This is a genomic window from Cyclobacterium sp. SYSU L10401 (assembly GCF_010993705.1).
In the GTDB taxonomy this organism is placed as follows: domain Bacteria; phylum Bacteroidota; class Bacteroidia; order Cytophagales; family Cyclobacteriaceae; genus Cyclobacterium.
Map to the genome: position 1 here is coordinate 542664 of NZ_WOFO01000003.1, position 20437 is coordinate 563100.

A 20437-nucleotide genomic window follows, 5' to 3' on the forward strand; every position below is an offset into this window, starting at 1 on the left:
TGGTTAGAATGAAAAGAATAATTTTACTTTCGGTACTTGTGAATTTGGCATGGTATACATCCAAAGCACAAAGCACGCAGCACCAGAACAACATGGCTTCTACCTTTCAGGAGGCCCTGGATTTATTTCATAAGGACCAGTTTGCTTCCTCCAAAGAAGCCTTTGAAAAAATCGATTTTGAAGCCGCCGATTCCAACAAATCAACAGATGTAGCTTATTACATCGCCCTTAATTCACTCAGGGGAGATTTCCCTGAAGGGCCTTCGGTTCTGGAAGCGTTTATTATGGATCACCCGGGCCACCCCTTAAGTCATGATGCTGCCTGGGAATTGGGCAATTATTTCTTGGCCAGGAAGGATTACCGCAAGGCCATAGCAAATTTCAGCTTGCTTCAAGATGTACCCCTGATGGAAGAAAGGCATCCTGAATATCTTTTCAAGATAGGTTATAGCTATTTTCAACTTAAGAACTATGCGCAGTCGAAATATTACTTTGAACGGGCAAAAAGGTACAGGAGTCCGTTTCTGGCAGGGGCCTATTACTATTCTGGCTTTAGTTCCTTTAAACAAAATGAATTTGAGCAGGCCGTCGCAGATTTTAAGGAAGCAGGTAAATCCAGGGAATTCAGTTTAAAGGTCCCCTACATGTTGTCAGCCATCTACTACCAGCAGGACAAACTTGACAGCCTAATCGGATACGCTGCCCCGCTGGTAGGCAAAGCAGGCCTGGAAAACAAAGCACAGATCCACTTATTGCTGGCAGAAGCCTATTATAATGAGCGGGATTTTTCCCAGGCAGCAGTAAATTACCAGGCTTTTCTTGATGAAAAAAAGGGCCAATTGTCCAGAGATCAGAAATACAAGGCGGGAGTGGCTAATTATGAAATGGGGCATTATGAAGCTTCCAGCAATTATTTTAAAGATGTTGCTTTGGTAAATGACGACCTGGGGCAGGTATCAAGTTACTTTTTGGGGCATGCTTACATACAATTGAAGAATTTACCTTTTGCGGCAAATAGCTTTAGTGCAGCCTATAAGATGGATTTCAAGCCCGGTATCAAAGAAGAGGCTTTGTTTAACTACGCCAAAGTAAATTTGGAAATGGGGAAATTTCAGGAAGCCGTTTCTGGTCTGGACAATTACCTGGATCAGTATCCCCGTGGTGAAAAAATAAATGAGGCAGAAAACCTATTGAGTGATGCCTTGATCAATACCAGTAATTACCTCCGGGCCATTTCTCACATAGAGGGCATGCAACAAAAGTCAGATCGGATCAAAGCGGCCTATCAGAAAGTGACTTTTTATCAGGCGATGACCTACTTACGGGATAATAACTTCAACGGAACCCTGGACCTTTTGAACAAATCCATGCGCTTTCCTATGGATAAAGGATTACTCTATCAGGCACAATATTGGAAAGGAGAGGTAAATGCCATCAATGATAAACCGGATGCTGCCATTCAGGCTTATGAGCGTTTGCTGGCCATGAAGCCCCCTGGTAATGATCAAAGCTTGATTAAAACCCACTATAGTTTAGGCTATGCTTATTTCAATGAGGGGCAATACGAAAAAGCGGAGAACCAGTTTAAAGTATACACCGATAAACTCAGTAACAGCAATGAAAAGCAGCATTACGATGATGGCCTGGTAAGGCTGGGCGATGTATATTATGTTCAAAAGAAATTTGATGCTGCTGCGAGTACCTTTAGAAGAGCAGTAAGGGAAAACAATCAGTATAGCGACTATGCTTATTTCAGGGGAGGGGTGGTAGCCAATTTTCAGAATAACAATAACGAGGCCATCCGACAACTGGATCAGGTAATCAACAATTATCCCAACAGCCTTTACTGGGAAGATGCCGTATTTCAGAAAGCCCAGATCCACATGGAAGACCTCAATTACAGACAGGGAAGGGAGGTCTTTACCAACCTGATTTCATCCAAACCCAACAGTCCCTTTATTCCCTTTGCCCTGGAAGGAAGGGCAGTGGCCAATTATTCATTGAAAGATTATGATAAAGCTATTGAAGATTATAAACAAATTTTGAATCAGTTTCCCAATGCAAGTAATGGAGAAACGGCATTGGTGGGTTTGCAGGAAAGTCTTTCTCTCCAAGGAAGATCTGAAGAGTTTTCCACCTACCTTTCGGAATACCGCACTACCAACCCCAGCAGCAGTAACCTCCAGAATGTGGAATTTGAAGCAGCAAAAAGCCTGGTTTTCAACCAATCTTATGAACAAGCCATCAAAGCCCTGGAGGGATTCATGAGAAATTATCCCAAGGCTTCCCAGGTACCGGAAGCGAAATATTATTTGGGAGATGCCTATTTCAGGATGGACAATGAGGACAAGGCTTTGGCCTTATTCTATGAACTGGAAAATACTACCGATGTAAATCTAAAGAACCGGGTATTCCAAAAAATTGCTTCTATTGAATTTGACCGGGGCAATTTCGATAAAACCATCCCTTATTTTCAATTTACAGCAGATAATGCCAGGAGCAAAGCAGAGGAATATGAAGCTTATTTTGGTTTGATGCTTTCTTTTTATGAAACAGGCAATTATGAAAAAGCCGTAGAAAATGCGGACAAAATTCTTGCATTGGGAAATATCACTCCTGAAGCAGAACCCAACGCATGGCTGATTAAAGGGAAATCCTTGCAGGAAGCCGATGATGATACGGGAGCAGCAGCTGCTTATCAGGAGTTGGTGGACAATTACAATACCATTCAGGGGGCAGAAGGATTGTACCACCTGGCACGCATACAAACCGAAGCAGGAGCATATGCGGCATCAAACGAATTGATTTTCGAGAGATCTCAGGCATTCAGTCAGTATGAGTACTGGTACGGGATGCAATTTGTACAACTGGCCAAAAATTACCTGGCAATGGATGAAAAATTTCAGGCAAAAGCCACTTTGGAATCCATCATAGAGAATTCATCTGATGCAGGGGTGAAGCAGGAAGCCGAGGAGTTATTAGAAACCATCAACGCAACTGGAGAATGAACCAAATAAAATCTCTTTGTATGGGATTCACCTTATGGGGAATGCTGCTGTCCATCCAGTCAAATGGCCAGGAGGGGCAGGAGCCGGATAGGGGAGAAATCAGGGATACCGAATTCATCATCCGGAAAGACAGGGTATTGAGTTTACCCAGGCAGTCCAGGGTTTTCGAAAAAAGCCCGACTTTACCTCCTGTAGCTGCCTCTACCAATTACAGTTATCAGGTTAAGGATTTTTTTGTACCCCTTGATCCCGTGGTACTGGAAACCCAGCCCTACCAAAAACCCTTCCCTTTGCCTGCCTATGACCAAACGCTGGGCAGCGCAAAACTTGGATTTGGAAATTATTCTTCACCCTTGATCCGGTTGGATATACATAATTTGCCCGATCCTGATAAGTCATACGGACTGCATCTGAGGCATCAGGGGTTTTATACGGGACCTGTGGATGGAGAAAATTCGGCTGAAGACCATACTGAAATTGGTTTAAGTGGAAGTTTATATAAGGATGTTGTGGAAATTTATGGTAACCTGGATTTTCAAAGGGACATGTATCATTTTTACGGCTATACCGCTGACCCTGAAATAGCGATTCCATCTGATAGCATCAAGCAAGTATTCAATACGATAAAGACTGTTGTAGGTATAAAAAGAATAGACCGGTCCGAGCCTTTTGATTATGGCGCCAGCCTTTCCCTCAGGTTGTTTAATGATCGGTATGAAGCCCGGGAAAGTGAAGCATTGGTCAAAGTCAGGGCACTATTCAGGGCCAATGAAAACCTCATCGGAGGAATTAATTCGCAGCTGGCATTTACCTCACCTACAGATGTCAAATATGAAGCGATCAACAGAAATTATTTCAAATTGCATCCCTATGCCCAGTATAACAAAGATGGCTTTCATGTGGAAATCGGCGCCAATGTGATTCATGAGAATGACATTGTACCCAACAAACTGAAGGAATTTTATGTGTTTCCATCCGTATTCCTATCCTATCATGTAATGCCGTCCATTGGCCTGTATGCTGAATATAAAGGCGATGTAATAAGAAATACCTATTATGATTTTGTCCGGGAGAATCCTTTTCTGGGTCCTTCCGACCAGCTGAGAAATACCGTTCAAAATTATAGAATTGATGCCGGAATTTCAGGGAAAGCCAATGATGAAGCCAATTACAAAGCAGGATTAAGATATGGAGATTATACCAACATGCATTTCTTTGGCAACAATGCTACCGATAGCACCCGGTTTCAACTCATTTACGATAACAATACCAGGGTAATGGAATACCATGCAGCACTAGATTACAAATTTGACCAGTATTATCAGCTGCAGGCAAGCGCCCATTATTTCCAATATACGCTTGACGAAATCAATACCGCCTGGCACAGGCCGGAATGGGAACTCCATCTCAACAATACTTTCACGCCGGATGAACAATGGACCTTACATGCCAATCTGAATGCTTTGGGAGGGATTCAAGCCATTAACCTGGCCGCTGACAGCCAAAGAAAATTGGATCCCATATTGGATCTACACCTGAGTGTAGATTATGCGATCACGGAAAGATTTTCAGCTTTCCTTCAGGGAAATAATTTACTGAATCAATCCTATGAACGATTTAACTATTATCCGGTAAGATCCATACAGGTAATCGGTGGAATCGGATTTAAATTCTGAAAAATTTGAAAATAGAAAACCTTCCGGGATTTTGAGGGGGTTTTAGAAGGTAAATATCAGGTAATTATTCGTAGCAATATTGGCGAATTGCTGGTTTTACTTTAGCTTAGTGGATTAAATCAACCATTTTTGAGATGTCTGAAAATAAATCTAAGGATCATAACAGCCAATCCGATAATGATGAGGACTTTGGGCTTCCCCCGGTAAATGTAAGTCCATTAAAAAGCGACCCACAAAAATTGGTTGCAGAAAAACCGGCTGTACCTGTAGCCCAGGAATCAGGTTCATCCTCCGTTCCTGATGCTGGAAAAAATCCTGAAAAGAAAGAAAAAAAAGACCGTACCAATTGGGTGATCTTGTTGATCCTGCTTTTTATATTAGCCGTTGGATATGGTGTTTACCATTTTGGACTGATGGAGGATTTCAATAGAAATACTCCTGAAGTGACCACTGAGGATACAACGCCACCTGCTGTGGAAAGCCCTGAACCTGAACCAAGCCCGGATCCTGAAGCTGCTATTCCGGAAACTGAGGAGCCAACAACAGCACCCCAGCTCACCGAAATCGAAGGCCGAGAAGGTAGTCCCAGGTATTTTTTAGTAGTAGGTAGTTTTATAGACGACGATCTTGCCAGGGATTATTCCTCCAGACTCAATAATTCGGGATTGAATACGTTTTTGGTGCATCCGTACGGCAATATTAATTTTTACAGACTGGCTGTTGGACAATTTGAAAATTTAGATTTGGCATTGGAGGCCATGGAATCCTCCCAGAATGATTACAAGGAAAACTTATGGGTTTTGAAATACTAATATGATATTATTACAAACTTTGTCAACAGCTGATGGACAGCAAACCGTAGATTCCCTTGCCTTGATGGAAGGAACCGGATCTTCAGATATCGGATTACTGGAATTATTGATAAAAGGAGGATACATGATGATCCCTCTCTACCTTTTATTCATCCTGGCTATTTTTATTTTTGTAGAACGGATACTTACGCTTAAAAAGGCCTCCAAAACACCAAAAGGCATGATCGATCAGGTCAAGATGATGGTGCAAAGCGGGAATATTGAGCAGGCCAAAATGATCTGCCAGGGAGAAGAGACGCCCGTTGCCCACATGATTGCCAAGGGATTGGAAAGGATAGGAAGCCCTTTGAAAAACATAGAAGTAGCCATAGAGAATGTGGGTAAAATTGAAATCTATAAATTGGAGAAAAACCTGGGGCTCCTTGCTACCGTTTCCGGAGCAGCTCCCATGATTGGCTTTTTGGGTACTGTCGCAGGAATGATCCGGGCATTTATTGGAGTAGCACAGGAAGAGGGGATGGTATCCCCCAAACTTTTGTCCACAGGGATTTATGAAGCCATGATTACCACGGCTACCGGGTTGGTGGTAGGAATTGTTGCTTATTTGGGTTACAATTATCTGGTGACCCAGGTGTCTAAGTTGATACACAACATGGAATACACTACCATAGAATTTATCGATTTACTTCAGGACAAGAAATAAAATGGCCTTACAATCTAAGAACAAAATCGAAGCCGCCTTCAGCATGTCTTCCATGACAGACATCATTTTCCTGTTGCTGATATTTTTTATGCTTACTTCATCCTTTATCACTCCCTCCGGACTGCCGGTAAACCTTCCCTCTAGCGAGAGTTCTGATATAGTGATGCAGGAAATCACCGTGAGCATCACCAAGGACCTGAGGTATGCCGTCAACGACCGGCAGGTGAACAGGAATGAAATTAAAAATGAACTTACTGCGTTACTTAGTGAGAAGAAAGGATATGTAGTTTTACATATTGATAAAGAAGTGCCGGTTGAATACCTGGTGGAAATTGGAGGCATAGCAGCTGCACTGGAAGCCAATGTAACGATTGCAACACAACCATTTAAGTAAATCATGGAAGTCTGGGAAGACCAAAGAGAACAAGCAACCACTAAAAGAAAGGCCATAATCATTACCTTCATCATGAATGTATTGATACTGACTGCCGTGTACTTTATAGTGGTATGGAAGCAGCCGGTTCCTCCCATGTCTCAATTTGGCCTGGAACTTAACCTGGGCTTTTCCGATGTAGGTACGGGCGAAAACCAAACCACTACACCGCCTTCCAGCAGCGAGGAACCTGCCACAGAGGCAGCAGCCCCTGGTGAGCCTGCCCCTCAGCCATCGGAAAACGCCGTCCCCACTAGTCCTCCCGAATCCACTCCTTCCCAAAATACCCCTCAGCAAAGTCAACCCAAGGTGGAATCCCCATCCAGGGTGCCCAGCCCCATACAAGCAGAAGAACAACTGGAAGAATCCATAAAAGAACCGGAAAAAACAAACGAAAAACCTTCAGAATCTGCTAGTAATGAGGTGAAGGAAGCACCTGCTCCTGAAAAAGTAGAAGAAAAAAAGCCCACCGTAGATCCCCGAGCAATTTTTGGGGCAGGGGGGACCAAAGGCTCTTCCAGACAACCTGCTGCCGGAAGTCAACAGGGTGAATCCAATCAAAGCGGCGATGAAGGCAATCCCCAGGGCACGGTAGATGGCAGGTCCATCTTGCAATCCGGAAGGGGTAATACCGGAGATGGATCAGGTTACAACCTGGATCTGGCAGGCTGGGATTTTGCATCCAAACCCAATATTCAGGATAATTTATCCAACAGAAACGGGAAAATTGTATTCCGGATAACCGTAAATGACGACGGAAAAATTGTACAGGCGATTCCTCTGGAATATAACGTCACAAATGAAGTAATGAATTACTACCGGACAGTGGTCAATGGTCTTTCGTTCAAACGGCAGAGTGGGAATCCCACCGCCGAATATTCTACCGGTAGAATTACTTTTATCATAAGGGTTGACTAGTTTGAATCCATGAATTATCAGGAATCCCTTGACTTTTTATTCCAGGCCCTACCTATGTTTCAGCGGGTAGGCGGCAGCGCTTTCAAAAAGGACCTCAGCAACACCTTTAAGCTTTGTGAAAGGCTGGGGCAGCCCCAAAACAATTTCAAAAGTATTCATATCGCTGGGACCAATGGAAAGGGGAGTACTGCACATGCCCTGGCTTCCGTGCTGCAGGAAGCCGGATACAAAACAGGCTTGTACACCTCTCCTCATTTGAAATCCTTTCGCGAGAGGATTAAAATTAATGGCAAGGAAATCCCAGAAAGTGAGGTGATTGCTTTTGTGAAAGGCCATCAAGCCTACCTGACAGCACTAAAGCCCAGCTTTTTTGAAATGACGGTTGCTTTGGCATTTGACCATTTTTCCAAACAAAAGGTAGATTATGCCATCATAGAAACAGGGATGGGCGGTCGTTTTGATAGCACCAATGTGATCCAGCCCATCCTCAGTCTGATCACCAATATAGGTATGGACCACACGCAATTCCTGGGCGATACCCTGGATAAGATCGCATTTGAAAAAGCAGGCATCATCAAGGCCGGCGTTCCGGTAATTATCGGGCAAACCCATCCCTTAACCGCCGGGGTATTTACTCAGCGGGCAGAAGAAACACAATCACCGATCACCTTTGCCGATCAAGGGGTGAAGGTTACCTCCAGGCGCTCTGAGGCAAATGAAGGGCATGTTGCCAATGCGGTCTATCAGATCAAGCCCGCAATGGGCAGTCTTCAGGAGATCTCCATGGATTTATTGGGGAAATATCAGATTAAAAACCTTCCAGCTATCCTTAAAGCCCTGGAAATATTGCAGGCTATGGGACTGGAAATCAAAGATACACATATTGCCAAAGGATTGTCACAAATAAAACGGAATACCGGATTAAAAGGCCGCTGGCAAATCTTAAGTCAATCCCCTTTAACCATTTGTGATACAGGACATAATATAGATGGATTTGAATCCATACTTTCACAGGTAGAAGAATTGGATCGGGAAACCCTATTTTTCGTTTTGGGTATGGTCGCAGACAAAGATCAGGACCAGATCCTTTCTCTTCTGCCAAAAAAAGGGGTCTATGTTTTTTGTCAGGCGGACCAACCCAGATCCCTGCCGGCTGAACAATTAATGGAAAAGGCCAAGACCTATGGATTGAGCGGAACCTGTATTCCTGATGTAAACCAGGCACTGGAATATGCTAAAAAAAGTGCCGGAAACAGGGATTTGATTTTTATTGGAGGGAGTACCTTTGTAGTAGCCGAATTGAACGAATTATAAGAATAATGGGCAGAAAGAAACTAGAACGCTTCAGGCAAAATGAAGAAAATCCCCATGTGGTACAAGCAGGCAAAAAGATTTTCGAAGAGATCAAGGGACAATGGAAATCCTTTCAATTTCAGAACGACCATCCCCTGGTGGTAGAACTGGCTTGTGGCAGAGGAGAGTTTACCGTAGGTTTGGCCAGACAATATCCAGAGAAAAATTTTGTGGGTGTGGATATCAAAGGGTCCAGGATTTGGAAGGGGAGTAGCCAGGCGTTTGCCGAAGGAATAAACAATGCCGCATTTTTAAGAACACAAATTGAACTGCTGGAGCGGTTTTTTGCACCTGGTGAAATCAATGAGTTGTGGATCACCTTCCCCGATCCCAGGCCCAGAGAAGGTGATGAAAGGAAACGATTGACTTCTCCAAGATTTTTGGACAGCTACCGCCAACTTATGGCAGATGGGGGGCACATTCATTTTAAAACCGACAATACCGGATTATTTAATTATACGCATGAGGTGCTATCTGCCAGTACAGATATCCGGATAATCAGGAAAACAACTGATTTTTACCTTTCCGACTGGAAAGACGAGCACCACGGCATCAGAACACGCTATGAAAAAATGTTTATGGAAAAAGGAGAAACCATCAAATACATTGAATTTTGTTTTATCCAGAGCTAATCCTCTACCTCAAGCAACTCCAGGATATCTGCCAGTTCATCAAAATCCTTGATTCCAGGCTTGATTTCATGACCACCTTTCATGCTGATGCCCTTGACTCCAGATGCTTCTAAAATTTGCTCTACATTTTGCTCATCAAACCCAAAACCCAGCAATACTTCACAATTCTCAGACAGGGCCTGCAGGTGCTTTTGTTCCGTTTGCTCCAATTGCCTGTTGCCTTCTGCTTCAAGATTGAGCATTACTTTATGGGCTTTCAGTGTTTTGGAAAAAGAGAGTACCTCTTCCCAATCTGCTTCTTTTTTTATGGTAAAATTATAAATAAGTCCATAGCCAGAATTATGGAGCATTTGTAAATGAAACTTTTCGTCGACTTGTATATAGTCAAAACCCTCATATTGCTGAAGCGTTTCTAAAATTTGATCCGGATGGGCGAAACGAAACTCAGCTACATATTGCAACCCGGACAGCCAATCGGTTATTTCTTTGAATTCGGTAGGAGAGACGTAATATTCGTTATTTTCCTCAAGGGAGAAGCCCATCAGGTTGACGTACATTCCGGCACAGTATCTGGCATCACTGAGGTTATTTACATTGCTTATCTTTACAAAAGTTTTTAAAGCCATTTTATTTTAGGGTATTATTTGTGTAATTTTCAACGGAATTCAAAGATAGAGAATGTATATTTTGTTTAAAAGGCAGGGATTCTTTCTGTACTTGATTTTTATGGCCAGTTGTGGGATAGAGCGGGAGGAACCGGAAAGTATTTCTTCCCCTTTTTACCCTTTATCTCCCGGTAAATTTTGGGAGTACAGGGTGGCGGAGACGGTTTACTTTGGAGAAAATGATTTTGAAACCCAAACCTTCTTTTACCGGGATCAAATTGTAGACCAATACCTCAATGCTGAAAATGAATTTGTTTACAGGGTAGAAAGGCAGTCTTCAACTGACAGAAACAATTGGATAAATGAAAGGGTTTTCACCCTACTTTTTAGCCAAAACCGTATAATCCGCCATTATAACAACCGGCAGGATGTCATTTTGGTATACCCCCTAAACTCAGAACTGGAATGGGACGGCAATTCGCTGAATAACCTACCTCCCGAAAATTTTACGGTGGAAAGGCAAGGAGACCATATATTGGACAACTTGAGTTTTCCGGAAACAGTAACGATCCGTCAACAGCAAGAGGACGACCTGATTACCATCAGGGACAATCGGTATGAGGTGTTTGCTAAAGATATTGGAATGGTAGAAAGCTACTATGAAGTCTTCAGGTATTGTTCCAGAAATGACTGTTTGGGAGAACAAATCATTCAGGAAGGTCGTTTTACTCATTTAAAGCTAATTGACTATGGCCAAATGTAACGTCCGTTTTTTGTTTGTGCTGTTCCTCCTGGGTTGCTGGTCCAACGCTATCGCTCAGGACAGGTATGCCATACATTACAAATACAAACCTACCACCGAGTACAGCCTGGACAGTCCGGAAGAATTGATGACAGCGGCCGCTCTCCTGCGCAGGAGCAGAGAAAAGCTGGCGGTAGACAGCACGGATTTGCCCGTCTCCGCACAATACATACCATTGATAGCGAAAGAGGTTGATCAAGTGATTTATCATTCCAAATGGATGAATGCTTCCATTGTCCATGCGGATGAAAATTCCGCTGATCGATTGAGGCAGTTGGACTTCGTAGAAAATGTAATTTTGGTGGCAAGGGGAGGGCTTCGGAATGAGCATGAAGGTAGCCAGGCCCTGCATGAAAAATTTCCATCCAAACTGGAATCCTTTACACCGGAAAATAGGGCCTTTGAATTTCAAAACAATATTTTAGGCATTCCTGAAATGCACCGGGCAGGCTTCACCGGGCAGGGTATAAAAGTGGCGGTATTTGATGCAGGATTTTTAAATGCAGATGAAATCACCGGGCTGCAGCATTTGTTCAATGAAAACAGAATCATCGCCACAAGAGATTTTGTCCAACCAGGTTCCGGGGATGTGTTTCGAACGGATACCCATGGTACAGGATCTCTTTCTTTGATGGCTGCTTATGATCCAAGCCAATTGGTAGGAGGGGCTTACGCCGCTGATTATATCCTTTGTATCACAGAAGATGTTTTTTCAGAATACAGGATAGAAGAATACAACTGGGTACGTGCCGCAGAATTTGCCGACAGCCTGGGGGTGGATGTGATTAATAGTTCTCTGGGATACAATAATTTTGATGATCCCGAAATGAATTATTCCAGGGAGGATCTCAATGGTACCACTGCGATTATTTCCAGGGGGGCAAGTATGGCAGCCGATAAGGGTATCCTGGTGGTTTGCAGTTCTGGTAATGAGGGGAATATCAGTTGGAAAACCATTACGGTGCCTGCAGATGCTCGGGGAATCCTTGCAGTAGGTGCCATCACCAATAGCTTCAATAAAGCCAGCTTCAGTTCTATTGGCCCAAGCAGTGACGGACGGGTCAAACCTGAATTGGCCGCTTTTGGTTCGGGAGTGACACTTTGGCGTCAAATTGAGGGAACAAGTATTTCCAGCGGTACTTCTTTTTCTTCCCCGCAGGTAGCTGCTCTTGCGGCAGGAGTTTGGCAGGCCAATCCTGATTGGACCCGGTCTGTGCTCAAGGAAAAGTTATTGGAAAGTGGATCCCAGTCAGATCGGCCGGATTTCGAGCTCGGTTATGGCGTCCCCAGTTTTTTGAGGATCAATTCGGGCGAAGACAAGAAAGTACTGGTGAAATCTCCTTTGAAAATATACCCTAACCCCCTGACAGAAAATGAATTAAAGGTAGAGTTTGGCAAACAGGTGAACTGCAGCATGAAGCTTTATGATACCCAGGGAGAAATGCTCGGGCTGTTGTCCCTGTACAGAAGGGAACGAGAAAACCCCTACAGGATAGACATGGGAAACCTGCATCCGGGCATTTATTGGCTTGAATTAGAGGATGCTGTAGAAGCCGGGAGTATAAAGTTGTGGAAGAAATAAGGAAATGAGGGTTTATTTCCTTTTTTTTGTAATTCAAGTCATTCAATAAAGTAAGATACCAATTCCTAAAAGCCAGCACCATGAATCCTTTAATCGCACCATCCATACTGGCAGCTGATTTTGCCAACCTACAGGCAGAAGTAGAAATGATCAATGGTTCTGAAGCTGATTACATTCATGTAGACATCATGGACGGGGTTTTTGTTCCCAACATATCGCTCGGTCTGCCTGTATTGGAGGCCATTCACCGGCATGCCAAAAAACCGCTTGATGTGCACTTGATGATCGTCGAGCCTGACAAATACCTGGCACCTTGCCAAAAGGCAGGAGCATCTCAACTGACCGTCCATATCGAGGCCTGCCCACATCTTCACCGGACCGTGCAGGCCATCAAAGAGCTGGGATGTAAAGCAGGGGTAGCATTGAATCCACATACACCGGTTAAGTTCCTTGAAGACATCATCCGAGAGGTAGACGTCGTATTGCTTATGTCTGTCAATCCGGGATTTGGGGGGCAAAAATTTATCGATAATACCTATAAGAAAGTGAATGCCCTGACCAGATTGATCGTTGAAACCGGATCCCATGCGAGAATAGAAATAGATGGCGGGGTCAGTATGGATAATGCAGGGAAGCTTTTTAGTGCAGGAGCCAATATACTTGTAGCCGGGCATTTTGTGTTTTCCTCAAAAAGTCCAGCAGAAACCATTAAAAAGCTAAAAAACATTGTTTAAATTCAAATTTTAGGGGCTTGGTATAAAATATGGCGTATTTTTTGCGATATTATTTGTGAAATAAATGGATTCTAATTTAATTCGTAGGTATAAAGCGTTTAATAAACTGAAATAGAAATTATGAAAAAATTATTTGTATTGGCTTTCCTGATGTTAGGAGTAATAGGATTTCACGCACAGGCACAGGATGAAGCAGAAGAGGAAATCACTGATGAAGAGTTGGCTAAATTCGCAGCTGTAGAAGATTCCGTAATGGCTTTCTACGATCAGAAAAATGAGGAGTTGGTCAGTATGATCAAGGATAATGAGGTGATTGATGGAGCTGCCCGCTACAATGAAATCAAGGGTGCCTGGGAAGATGAAGAAAAAATGGCCGAACTTGAAATCACGGATGAGGAGAAAGCTGCCTATGAGGAAATACTGGAATTTATGGGGTCTCTCAGTAATGAGGTGAGGGATTTAAAAATAGGTCTTATCAAGAATGATGACATTCTGGGTGTTGCTACTTATAACAAGGTGAACAAAGCCATGAAGGAAAATCCTGAAATCAAGGAAAAAGTAGACAATATGATCGCCGAGATGAAGGAAAAAAGAACGGTTGAATCTGAAGATGAGGCATCACCTGATGCTGGTGAATAAAAATATTTTCAATAATTATTGAAAAAAACCCTCCATTTGAGAGGGTTTTTTGGTTTTATACGTTAAACAACAAGTATAAAAACCTTAACACGATGAATTTATTCGGAAAAAAGGCATTTGCTGCTGTCTCCATTTTCTTGTTTATTTGCGGTATTCAGTTCCCTTTAATGGCCCAGGAGGATATTTTTGGCATAGAGCGGAAAATTAAAGGGAGGAAAAGTGAAAATGAGTTGGGTAATGTTTTCAGAAACATGGTGAGTAATTTTTCTTTCGAAATATCGACAGGTGCGGCTTACCAGGAACATGATTTGCTTTTTAATAGTGATACGCCATCAAATTATCCACTGCGCCCTACGGGGGCAGACCAGCAGATGGATATTCAGCCGGGGGATACACTGGCCATGACAACTGGCCAAATGGCATACCCAATTAATGTGGGAGTCAGGGTCAATGTTTTTAATTTTGTCACCCTAGGAGCAGGGTATGGTAGGGAATGGGGCAATATATCGCCCCTCATGGGCCAGGGATATGCCTTTGATTTTGAACGTTCCAACTATACGTATGATAAATTATACGGAACGCTGGGTTTGGTCCTTTGGGATGCCGGAAAAAGAAACGCTTTTCTGAGATGGCAATACAGAAAATATTCCGGCAACAATATTGCCATGCAGTCCGAATTGAAGCAAAGGGCAAGGCAGATTTACCCCTGGAGATTGGTGGCAGAAGGTGAATTTGGGTCCATGATGATGCGCCATCCACCGGATCAGAACCTAACGGCTCCCGATCCCTATTATGGAATAGCTCTAAGGCTGGAATACGATTTTTCAGAATATACCAGGGCATTTGTACGATCAGCTGCAGCATTCAGGACATTTGCCTATACTGCTCCCAAGGCTCAGGAAATTCAAAACATCGATCAAAATGTCTATTCCCTGCAGGTAGGTGTATCGGTCAGTTTACCTGGCACCAAAAAATGCAAGGTCGGAGGCTGCCGGGTGGTCATGAAACACCTGCACAATGGAGTGGAATACCGGGGTAGTTCCATTTGGTACAGACAAAACAGAAAAGTGGGCCAATGGTAAAATAATGAAAATTGCCCATCTGAAACATGCCCTTTCCCAAATTTTTTAAAGAAATAGTAAAAATAACTCCATGAAAATAAATTGAATACCTATTAATCAAAATATTAGAAAAATTATATTTTTCAAAACCTGTTCTTTTTGCTATCTTGCAGGTTATTAGAGAGAAATTTTAAATATGGCTCAAGGAGAGAACGAGAACATCATCCCAATTAATATTGAGGAGGAAATGCGTGGTGCTTACATCGATTATTCGATGTCGGTAATTGTTTCCAGGGCTTTACCGGACGTGAGAGACGGTTTAAAGCCTGTACACCGCAGGATTTTGTATGGCATGCAGGAATTGGGGGTGACCCACAATAAACCATATAAGAAATCTGCCAGAATAGTAGGAGAGGTTCTGGGAAAATACCATCCCCACGGAGATTCTGCCGTATATGAAACACTTGTCAGGATGGCCCAGCCCTGGTCCCTGCGTTATCCACTGGTAGATCCCCAGGGAAACTTTGGCTCAGTGGACGGGGATAATCCGGCAGCCATGAGGTATACTGAAGCCAGGCTGAGAAGGATCGCAGAGGAACTCCTAATTGATATCAATAAGGAAACAGTTGATTTTCAATTCAATTTTGATGATACCCTCAAGGAACCGGTAGTCTTACCGGCCAAAATTCCCGCCCTGCTTTTAAACGGGGCATCAGGTATCGCTGTGGGAATGGCCACCAATATGGCTCCACACAATTTGGGAGAGGTCATCAATGGGATCATTGCTTATATTGATAACAATGAGATCACCATTCCGGAACTCATGGAGCACATAATAGCTCCTGATTTCCCTACTGGTGGCATCATTTATGGATACAATGGCGTCAAAGCAGCCTTTGAAACAGGTAGAGGAAGGGTAATCATGCGTGGCAAAGCCACTGTCGAGACCAAATCCAATGGACGCGAGATGATTATCATCAGCGAAATCCCCTATCAGGTGAATAAGGCCTCTATGGTGGAAAAAACAGCCCAGCTAATCAATGAGAAAAAGCTGGATGGAATCTCCGCCATCCGAGATGAATCCGACAGGCAGGGCATGCGCATTGTATATGAGCTAAAAAAGGATGCCGTCCCCAATGTAATCCTAAACAATCTTTACAAGCATACCCAGCTTCAGACTTCTTTCAGTGTCAACAATGTGGCCCTGGTGAAGGGCAGACCTTATACCTTAAATTTGAAAGACCTGATTGTTCATTATGTAGATCACCGGCATGAGGTGGTCATCAGAAGGACACAGTACGAACTTAAGGAGGCGGAGAAAAGGGCCCATATACTGGAGGGTTACCTGGTAGCCCTGGACAACCTGGATGAGGTAATTCAGTTGATCCGGGATTCCAGAGATCCGGAGACAGCCAGAAATGGTCTGATAGAAAGGTTCGATTTGTCTGAAATTCAGGCCAGAGCCATCCTGGACATGCGACTGCAACGGCTTACCGGCATGGAAAGGGAGAAGATCCAGCAGGAATATGATGAACTGATGAAACTCATTGAAGAGTTGAAAGAAATCCTGGCCAATGAGGATAAGCGGATGGAAATCATCAAGGAAGAGCTGGTGGAAATGAAAACCCGGTATTCGGATGAGAGAAGGACGGAGATAGAGCACAATGCCGAAGACTTCAATTATGAGGACATGATCCCTAATGAAGAGGTCGTGATTACTGTTTCGCACCAGGGATATATCAAAAGGACCGTACTTACAGAATATAAATCCCAAAGCAGGGGAGGAGTAGGCTCAAGAGGAGTTACTACCAAAGAGGACGATTACACAGAATATTTGTTTACCGCCCTTACCCATAATTACCTGTTGATATTTACCGATCAGGGTAAACTTTTCTGGTTGAAAACCTACGCCATACCTGAGGGAAGTAAAACCTCTAAAGGCAGGCCCATACAGAACCTGATCAATATTCAGAGCGGAGATAAAATCAGGTCGATCATTCAGGTTACGGACCTGTCAGATGCTGACTATATCAATAATAACAATATTGTGATGGTAACCCGAAACGGTATCATCAAAAAAACCACCCTGGAACAATATTCCAGGCCCCGAACCAATGGAATCATAGCCTTGAATATCCGGGAAGATGATCAGTTATTAAATGTAGAGTTGACCAATGGGGATGCTCATGTAGTGATCGCCTCCAGTTCAGGCAGGGCGGTTCATTTCCATGAATCCAATGTCAGACCCATGGGAAGGACCGCTACCGGCGTAAAGGCCATCAATTTGGGGGAAGATGGTAATCATGTAATTGGCATGGTTTGTGTTCAGAGAGAAGAAGCTACGCTTTTGGTAGTTACTGAAAAAGGGTATGGAAAACGTTCCTTTTTGTCCGAATACAGGATAACCAAAAGGGGCGGAAAGGGTGTAAAAGCCATGAATATCACCGAGAAAACAGGTGGATTAGTGGCCATCAAAGAAGTCGTAGATACCGATGATTTGATGATCATCAACAGGTCAGGGATCATTATTCGAACTCCTGCCGCAGGAGTAAGGGTAATGGGAAGAGCTACCCAGGGAGTCAGGCTGATCAGGCTGAACGATACGGATAAAATTTCTTCCGTAGAAAAAATTGAAAATATCCTGGAAGATGATCCCGAAAATGATACACCCGATAATGCAGAAAGTGATATAAATCCAGATTTAGAATAATAGTTTATAACCAAATAAGAACCACACTCGAAACATGAAAAAGTTAATTTTATCGTTGGCTTTGGTGAGCATCGCTGCTACAATTGCCTTTGGCCAGAAAAAGGTAGTCCGCTCAGCCGAAAGGAACTTAAGAAAAGGCAATATTGAAGAAGCCTATTCAGATATCAAGAATGCCGTAAATGATGAAGATACGGGAAGCCAATCGGATACCTATTATATTAAGGGTAAAATAGAAACCCAGATGTTCGAAGCAGACTCTTCCAATACCCAGGAGACGGTTTCCATTGGAAGGGAAGCAGAAAGCAGCTTTATGACCACCTTTGAAATGGAGGACATGGATTCTACCAGCAAGGTAAGTAAAGACTTATTTAAAGAAGTTGTTCCGGATTTACCTGCTAATCTTCAAGGTGAAGGTGTCTATCGATTAAAAAATGCTTCCTTCAATAAAGCCATTGAAAAATATGAGAACGATGATATGGAATTGTCTTTCGAGTTCTTTTCCCTTGCAGCAGACCTTGACCCGAAAGATACTTCAATCGTTTTTAACGCAGGGTATACAGCCAACCAGATCGGAAAATCCGATGCTGCGAAGGAGTATTTTACCAAATTGCTGGACATTGAGGAATATAATAAACTAAATGCATATTATTTTCTGATCCAGATCGCCAGCGCAGAAGACAATGATCCGGAAGAAGCTTACCGCCTATCGAAGCAAGCCAGGGAAGAATATCCTGAAGATAAGGGCTTGGCCGAATTTGAAATTCAATTGCTCCTGCAATTAGATAAAATGGATGAAGCCATGACTTCTATAGAAAAGGCTTTGGAAAATGATCCGGATAATCCTGCCATTCGCTTAAGGTATGGCTATTTGAAAGAAAGTTCAGGAGATATGGAAGGTGCCTTGGAAGAGTACAAGAGAACGGTAGAAGCTGATCCTGAATTCTTTGAAGGAAACTATTATGCTGGTGCCATTTATTTGGATGAGGCCAGAAATATCATTACGGAGGTGAATAACCTTTCTGATGAGGAGTGGGAAGAAAAATCAGAAAGCATGTTGGCTGAAGCAGACGGCTTGTATGAAGAAGCCTTACCTTACTTTACCAAAGCTTCCGAATTACAACCTGATAACACAGACATAATGGAAATTTTATTTCAGATCCATACGAGGTTGAAGAATGAAGCAAAAGCAGAAGAGTACAATGCAATGTTATCTGAGAAATTAGGTCCAGATTGGTTGGAAAGATAACATTCTGATAATAAAAATTAACTTCTAAAAGGCTTTCAGTTGAATCTGAAAGCCTTTTTTATTTCCATTCTAATGGAAATTCCATGAGGGAAAAATCCCAGGCCCAGGGAATATAAAATAAGGTAAGCATCAAAATAAATAAGATAGACAGTAGATTTAGAGCAAATCCTGTTTTCATCATTACGGGAATCGTAAGGTAACCTGAGCCAAATACCACCGCATTGGGAGGAGTGGCCACAGGCAGCATAAAGGCGCAGGAAGCAGACATGGTCGCCGCCACCATCAACCCGTAAGGATGAACCCCCATGGCTAATGCTACTGCAGATAATATGGGCAGGAGCATGGAGGCAGTGGCCACATTTGAAGTAATTTCAGTCAGGAAATTGACTGCTGCAATGATGAAAAACAAAAACAACCAAAACGGAACATTTTGAAGCAAGATAAACTGTTCACCAATCCAGTTGGCCAAACCGGTTTCCTGAAAGCCCTTTGCCAGGGCCAATCCACCACCAAACAATATCAGGATGCCCCAGGGAATTTTTTCTGCAACTTTCCAGTCCAGCAATTGCTCTTTATGCTCATTCCCCGCAGGAATGACGAATAACAACAAGACTCCGGTGAGCGCAATAATGGTATCATCCAGAGAGGGAATCCAATCCTGTAATATGAAACTGCGACTGATCCAGGAAAAACTGACCGCCACAAATACCCACAAGACCCGTTTTTCCTGAACACTCATGGGACCGAGCAGGTCTAGCTGCCGGTTGATCTCCTCTTTTCCTCCGGCTATTTTCAAGGTGTCAGGAAATACAAATGCCCAATTTACCAGGTAATACCAGCAAATAAATAGCAAACCCAAAGAGATCGGCAAACCCACCAGCATCCACTCGCCAAAACTGATTTCAATGCCATAGGTATTTTTTAACACGCCCACCAGAATGATATTGGTGGGTGTCCCGATGATGGTAGATAAGCCGCCAATGGAGGCACTGTATGCTATTCCTAACATCAGGGATTGTCCCAGCGAAGTCCGGATGCTATCATTGGACTGACTGACCTGAACCACCACGGCAATGGCAATGGGCAGCATCATAAGAGAAGTTGCCGTATTGGAAATCCACATCGATAGAAAAGCTGTGGCTACCATAAAGCCCAGGATGATTCTTTTCAGGTTGGTACCCAGATAGGAAATGATTTTCAAGGCAATCCTTTTATGCAGATTCCATTTTTCGATACAGACTGCAATCATAAATCCACCCATATACAGCAGTACCATCGGATCTGAATAGGGAATGGCTGTAGGTTTGATATCCATTATACCGGTAAAGGGAAACAAAACCAGGGGAAGAAGCGCGGTGGCAGCAATGGGTATGGCCTCAGTTATCCACCAGATTGCGATCCAAAATGTAACGGCCAATAAAGCAAGCCCTGAGGCAGATAGTCCTTCAGGCGCAGCTGTAAAATAAATACCAAAAAAGACCAATGGGCCTAAGAATAAGCCGATTTTTTGCGTTTGCATAGTT

At 43.2% G+C, this 20437-nt stretch carries 17 protein-coding genes; 15 read left to right on the top strand and 2 right to left on the bottom strand.

Annotated elements, in window-relative coordinates; all coding sequences use genetic code 11:
- The first annotated feature begins 8 nt into the window (after positions 1–8).
- The 8 genes from GL182_RS10155 (at position 9) to trmB (ending at position 9535) form a co-directional block, all read left to right on the top strand.
- Complete coding sequence (locus GL182_RS10155) at positions 9–3008, top strand: tetratricopeptide repeat protein (protein WP_240469769.1); 3000 nt, start codon at positions 9–11, stop codon at positions 3006–3008.
- Positions 3009–3028: 20 nt separating this feature from the next.
- The gene (locus GL182_RS10160; RefSeq protein ID WP_163379539.1) at positions 3029–4684 is read left to right on the top strand and encodes a TonB-dependent receptor; all 1656 of its coding nucleotides are present in this window, start codon (positions 3029–3031) and stop codon (positions 4682–4684) included.
- Between the two features lie 134 nt (positions 4685–4818).
- A complete protein-coding gene (locus GL182_RS10165) occupies positions 4819–5496 on the top strand; it encodes an SPOR domain-containing protein (RefSeq protein ID WP_163379540.1) in 678 nt (225 codons plus the stop codon).
- Between the two features lies 1 nt (position 5497).
- Positions 5498–6199, top strand: a complete 702-nt coding sequence (locus tag GL182_RS10170; protein ID WP_163379541.1) for a MotA/TolQ/ExbB proton channel family protein — start codon at positions 5498–5500, stop codon at positions 6197–6199.
- A gap of 1 nt (position 6200) precedes the next feature.
- Positions 6201–6593 (top strand): ExbD/TolR family protein, encoded by a 393-nt coding sequence (locus tag GL182_RS10175; protein ID WP_163379542.1) that lies wholly within the window; start codon positions 6201–6203, stop codon positions 6591–6593.
- A 3-nt stretch (positions 6594–6596) separates the two neighbouring features.
- Entirely contained in the window at positions 6597–7550 is a 954-nt protein-coding gene (locus GL182_RS10180) for an energy transducer TonB (RefSeq protein ID WP_163379543.1), read from the top strand.
- 9 nt (positions 7551–7559) lie between these two features.
- Positions 7560–8864, top strand: a complete 1305-nt coding sequence (locus GL182_RS10185; RefSeq protein ID WP_163379544.1) for a bifunctional folylpolyglutamate synthase/dihydrofolate synthase — start codon at positions 7560–7562, stop codon at positions 8862–8864.
- A gap of 5 nt (positions 8865–8869) precedes the next feature.
- A complete protein-coding gene (gene trmB / locus GL182_RS10190) occupies positions 8870–9535 on the top strand; it encodes a tRNA (guanosine(46)-N7)-methyltransferase TrmB (RefSeq protein WP_163379545.1) in 666 nt (221 codons plus the stop codon).
- Here trmB and GL182_RS10195 read toward each other — a convergent pair.
- Entirely contained in the window at positions 9532–10161 is a 630-nt protein-coding gene (locus GL182_RS10195) for a phosphoribosylanthranilate isomerase (protein WP_163379546.1), read from the bottom strand. The genes trmB and GL182_RS10195 overlap by 4 nt on opposite strands.
- A gap of 52 nt (positions 10162–10213) precedes the next feature.
- On the opposite strand from GL182_RS10195, the gene GL182_RS10200 reads away from it, so the two are divergent.
- From GL182_RS10200 to GL182_RS10230, 7 genes are all read left to right on the top strand, one after another.
- On the top strand, positions 10214–10903 hold the full coding sequence (locus tag GL182_RS10200; RefSeq protein WP_163379547.1) for a hypothetical protein: 690 nt from the start codon (positions 10214–10216) through the stop codon (positions 10901–10903).
- Entirely contained in the window at positions 10890–12524 is a 1635-nt protein-coding gene (locus GL182_RS10205) for a S8 family serine peptidase (RefSeq protein ID WP_163379548.1), read from the top strand. The genes GL182_RS10200 and GL182_RS10205 overlap by 14 nt, the downstream gene beginning before the upstream one ends.
- An 80-nt stretch (positions 12525–12604) precedes the next feature.
- Positions 12605–13258 (top strand): ribulose-phosphate 3-epimerase, encoded by a 654-nt coding sequence (rpe, locus tag GL182_RS10210; protein ID WP_163379549.1) that lies wholly within the window; start codon positions 12605–12607, stop codon positions 13256–13258.
- A 120-nt stretch (positions 13259–13378) separates the two neighbouring features.
- Complete coding sequence (locus GL182_RS10215) at positions 13379–13897, top strand: hypothetical protein (RefSeq protein WP_163379550.1); 519 nt, start codon at positions 13379–13381, stop codon at positions 13895–13897.
- Between the two features lie 92 nt (positions 13898–13989).
- Positions 13990–14979 (top strand): hypothetical protein, encoded by a 990-nt coding sequence (locus tag GL182_RS10220; RefSeq protein WP_240469770.1) that lies wholly within the window; start codon positions 13990–13992, stop codon positions 14977–14979.
- A 175-nt stretch (positions 14980–15154) separates the two neighbouring features.
- Positions 15155–17668, top strand: a complete 2514-nt coding sequence (gene gyrA, locus GL182_RS10225; protein ID WP_163379551.1) for a DNA gyrase subunit A — start codon at positions 15155–15157, stop codon at positions 17666–17668.
- A 34-nt stretch (positions 17669–17702) separates the two neighbouring features.
- Positions 17703–18914, top strand: coding sequence for a tetratricopeptide repeat protein (locus GL182_RS10230; protein ID WP_163379552.1), 1212 nt, complete (start codon positions 17703–17705; stop codon positions 18912–18914).
- 58 nt (positions 18915–18972) lie between these two features.
- On the opposite strand, the gene GL182_RS10235 is transcribed toward GL182_RS10230, so the two are convergent.
- Positions 18973–20433 (bottom strand): SLC13 family permease, encoded by a 1461-nt coding sequence (locus GL182_RS10235; RefSeq protein WP_163379553.1) that lies wholly within the window; start codon positions 20431–20433, stop codon positions 18973–18975.
- Between the last annotated feature and the right edge of the window lie 4 nt (positions 20434–20437).

Coding starts and splice junctions, on each gene's coding strand:
- GL182_RS10155 (WP_240469769.1), top strand. CDS start 9: ATGAAAAGAATAATTTTACTTTCGGTACTTGTGAATTTGGCATGGTAT.
- GL182_RS10160 (WP_163379539.1), top strand. CDS start 3,029: ATGGGATTCACCTTATGGGGAATGCTGCTGTCCATCCAGTCAAATGGC.
- GL182_RS10165 (WP_163379540.1), top strand. CDS start 4,819: ATGTCTGAAAATAAATCTAAGGATCATAACAGCCAATCCGATAATGAT.
- GL182_RS10170 (WP_163379541.1), top strand. CDS start 5,498: ATGATATTATTACAAACTTTGTCAACAGCTGATGGACAGCAAACCGTA.
- GL182_RS10175 (WP_163379542.1), top strand. CDS start 6,201: ATGGCCTTACAATCTAAGAACAAAATCGAAGCCGCCTTCAGCATGTCT.
- GL182_RS10180 (WP_163379543.1), top strand. CDS start 6,597: ATGGAAGTCTGGGAAGACCAAAGAGAACAAGCAACCACTAAAAGAAAG.
- GL182_RS10185 (WP_163379544.1), top strand. CDS start 7,560: ATGAATTATCAGGAATCCCTTGACTTTTTATTCCAGGCCCTACCTATG.
- trmB (WP_163379545.1), top strand. CDS start 8,870: ATGGGCAGAAAGAAACTAGAACGCTTCAGGCAAAATGAAGAAAATCCC.
- GL182_RS10195 (WP_163379546.1), bottom strand. CDS start 10,161: ATGGCTTTAAAAACTTTTGTAAAGATAAGCAATGTAAATAACCTCAGT.
- GL182_RS10200 (WP_163379547.1), top strand. CDS start 10,214: ATGTATATTTTGTTTAAAAGGCAGGGATTCTTTCTGTACTTGATTTTT.
- GL182_RS10205 (WP_163379548.1), top strand. CDS start 10,890: ATGGCCAAATGTAACGTCCGTTTTTTGTTTGTGCTGTTCCTCCTGGGT.
- rpe (WP_163379549.1), top strand. CDS start 12,605: ATGAATCCTTTAATCGCACCATCCATACTGGCAGCTGATTTTGCCAAC.
- GL182_RS10215 (WP_163379550.1), top strand. CDS start 13,379: ATGAAAAAATTATTTGTATTGGCTTTCCTGATGTTAGGAGTAATAGGA.
- GL182_RS10220 (WP_240469770.1), top strand. CDS start 13,990: ATGAATTTATTCGGAAAAAAGGCATTTGCTGCTGTCTCCATTTTCTTG.
- gyrA (WP_163379551.1), top strand. CDS start 15,155: ATGGCTCAAGGAGAGAACGAGAACATCATCCCAATTAATATTGAGGAG.
- GL182_RS10230 (WP_163379552.1), top strand. CDS start 17,703: ATGAAAAAGTTAATTTTATCGTTGGCTTTGGTGAGCATCGCTGCTACA.
- GL182_RS10235 (WP_163379553.1), bottom strand. CDS start 20,433: ATGCAAACGCAAAAAATCGGCTTATTCTTAGGCCCATTGGTCTTTTTT.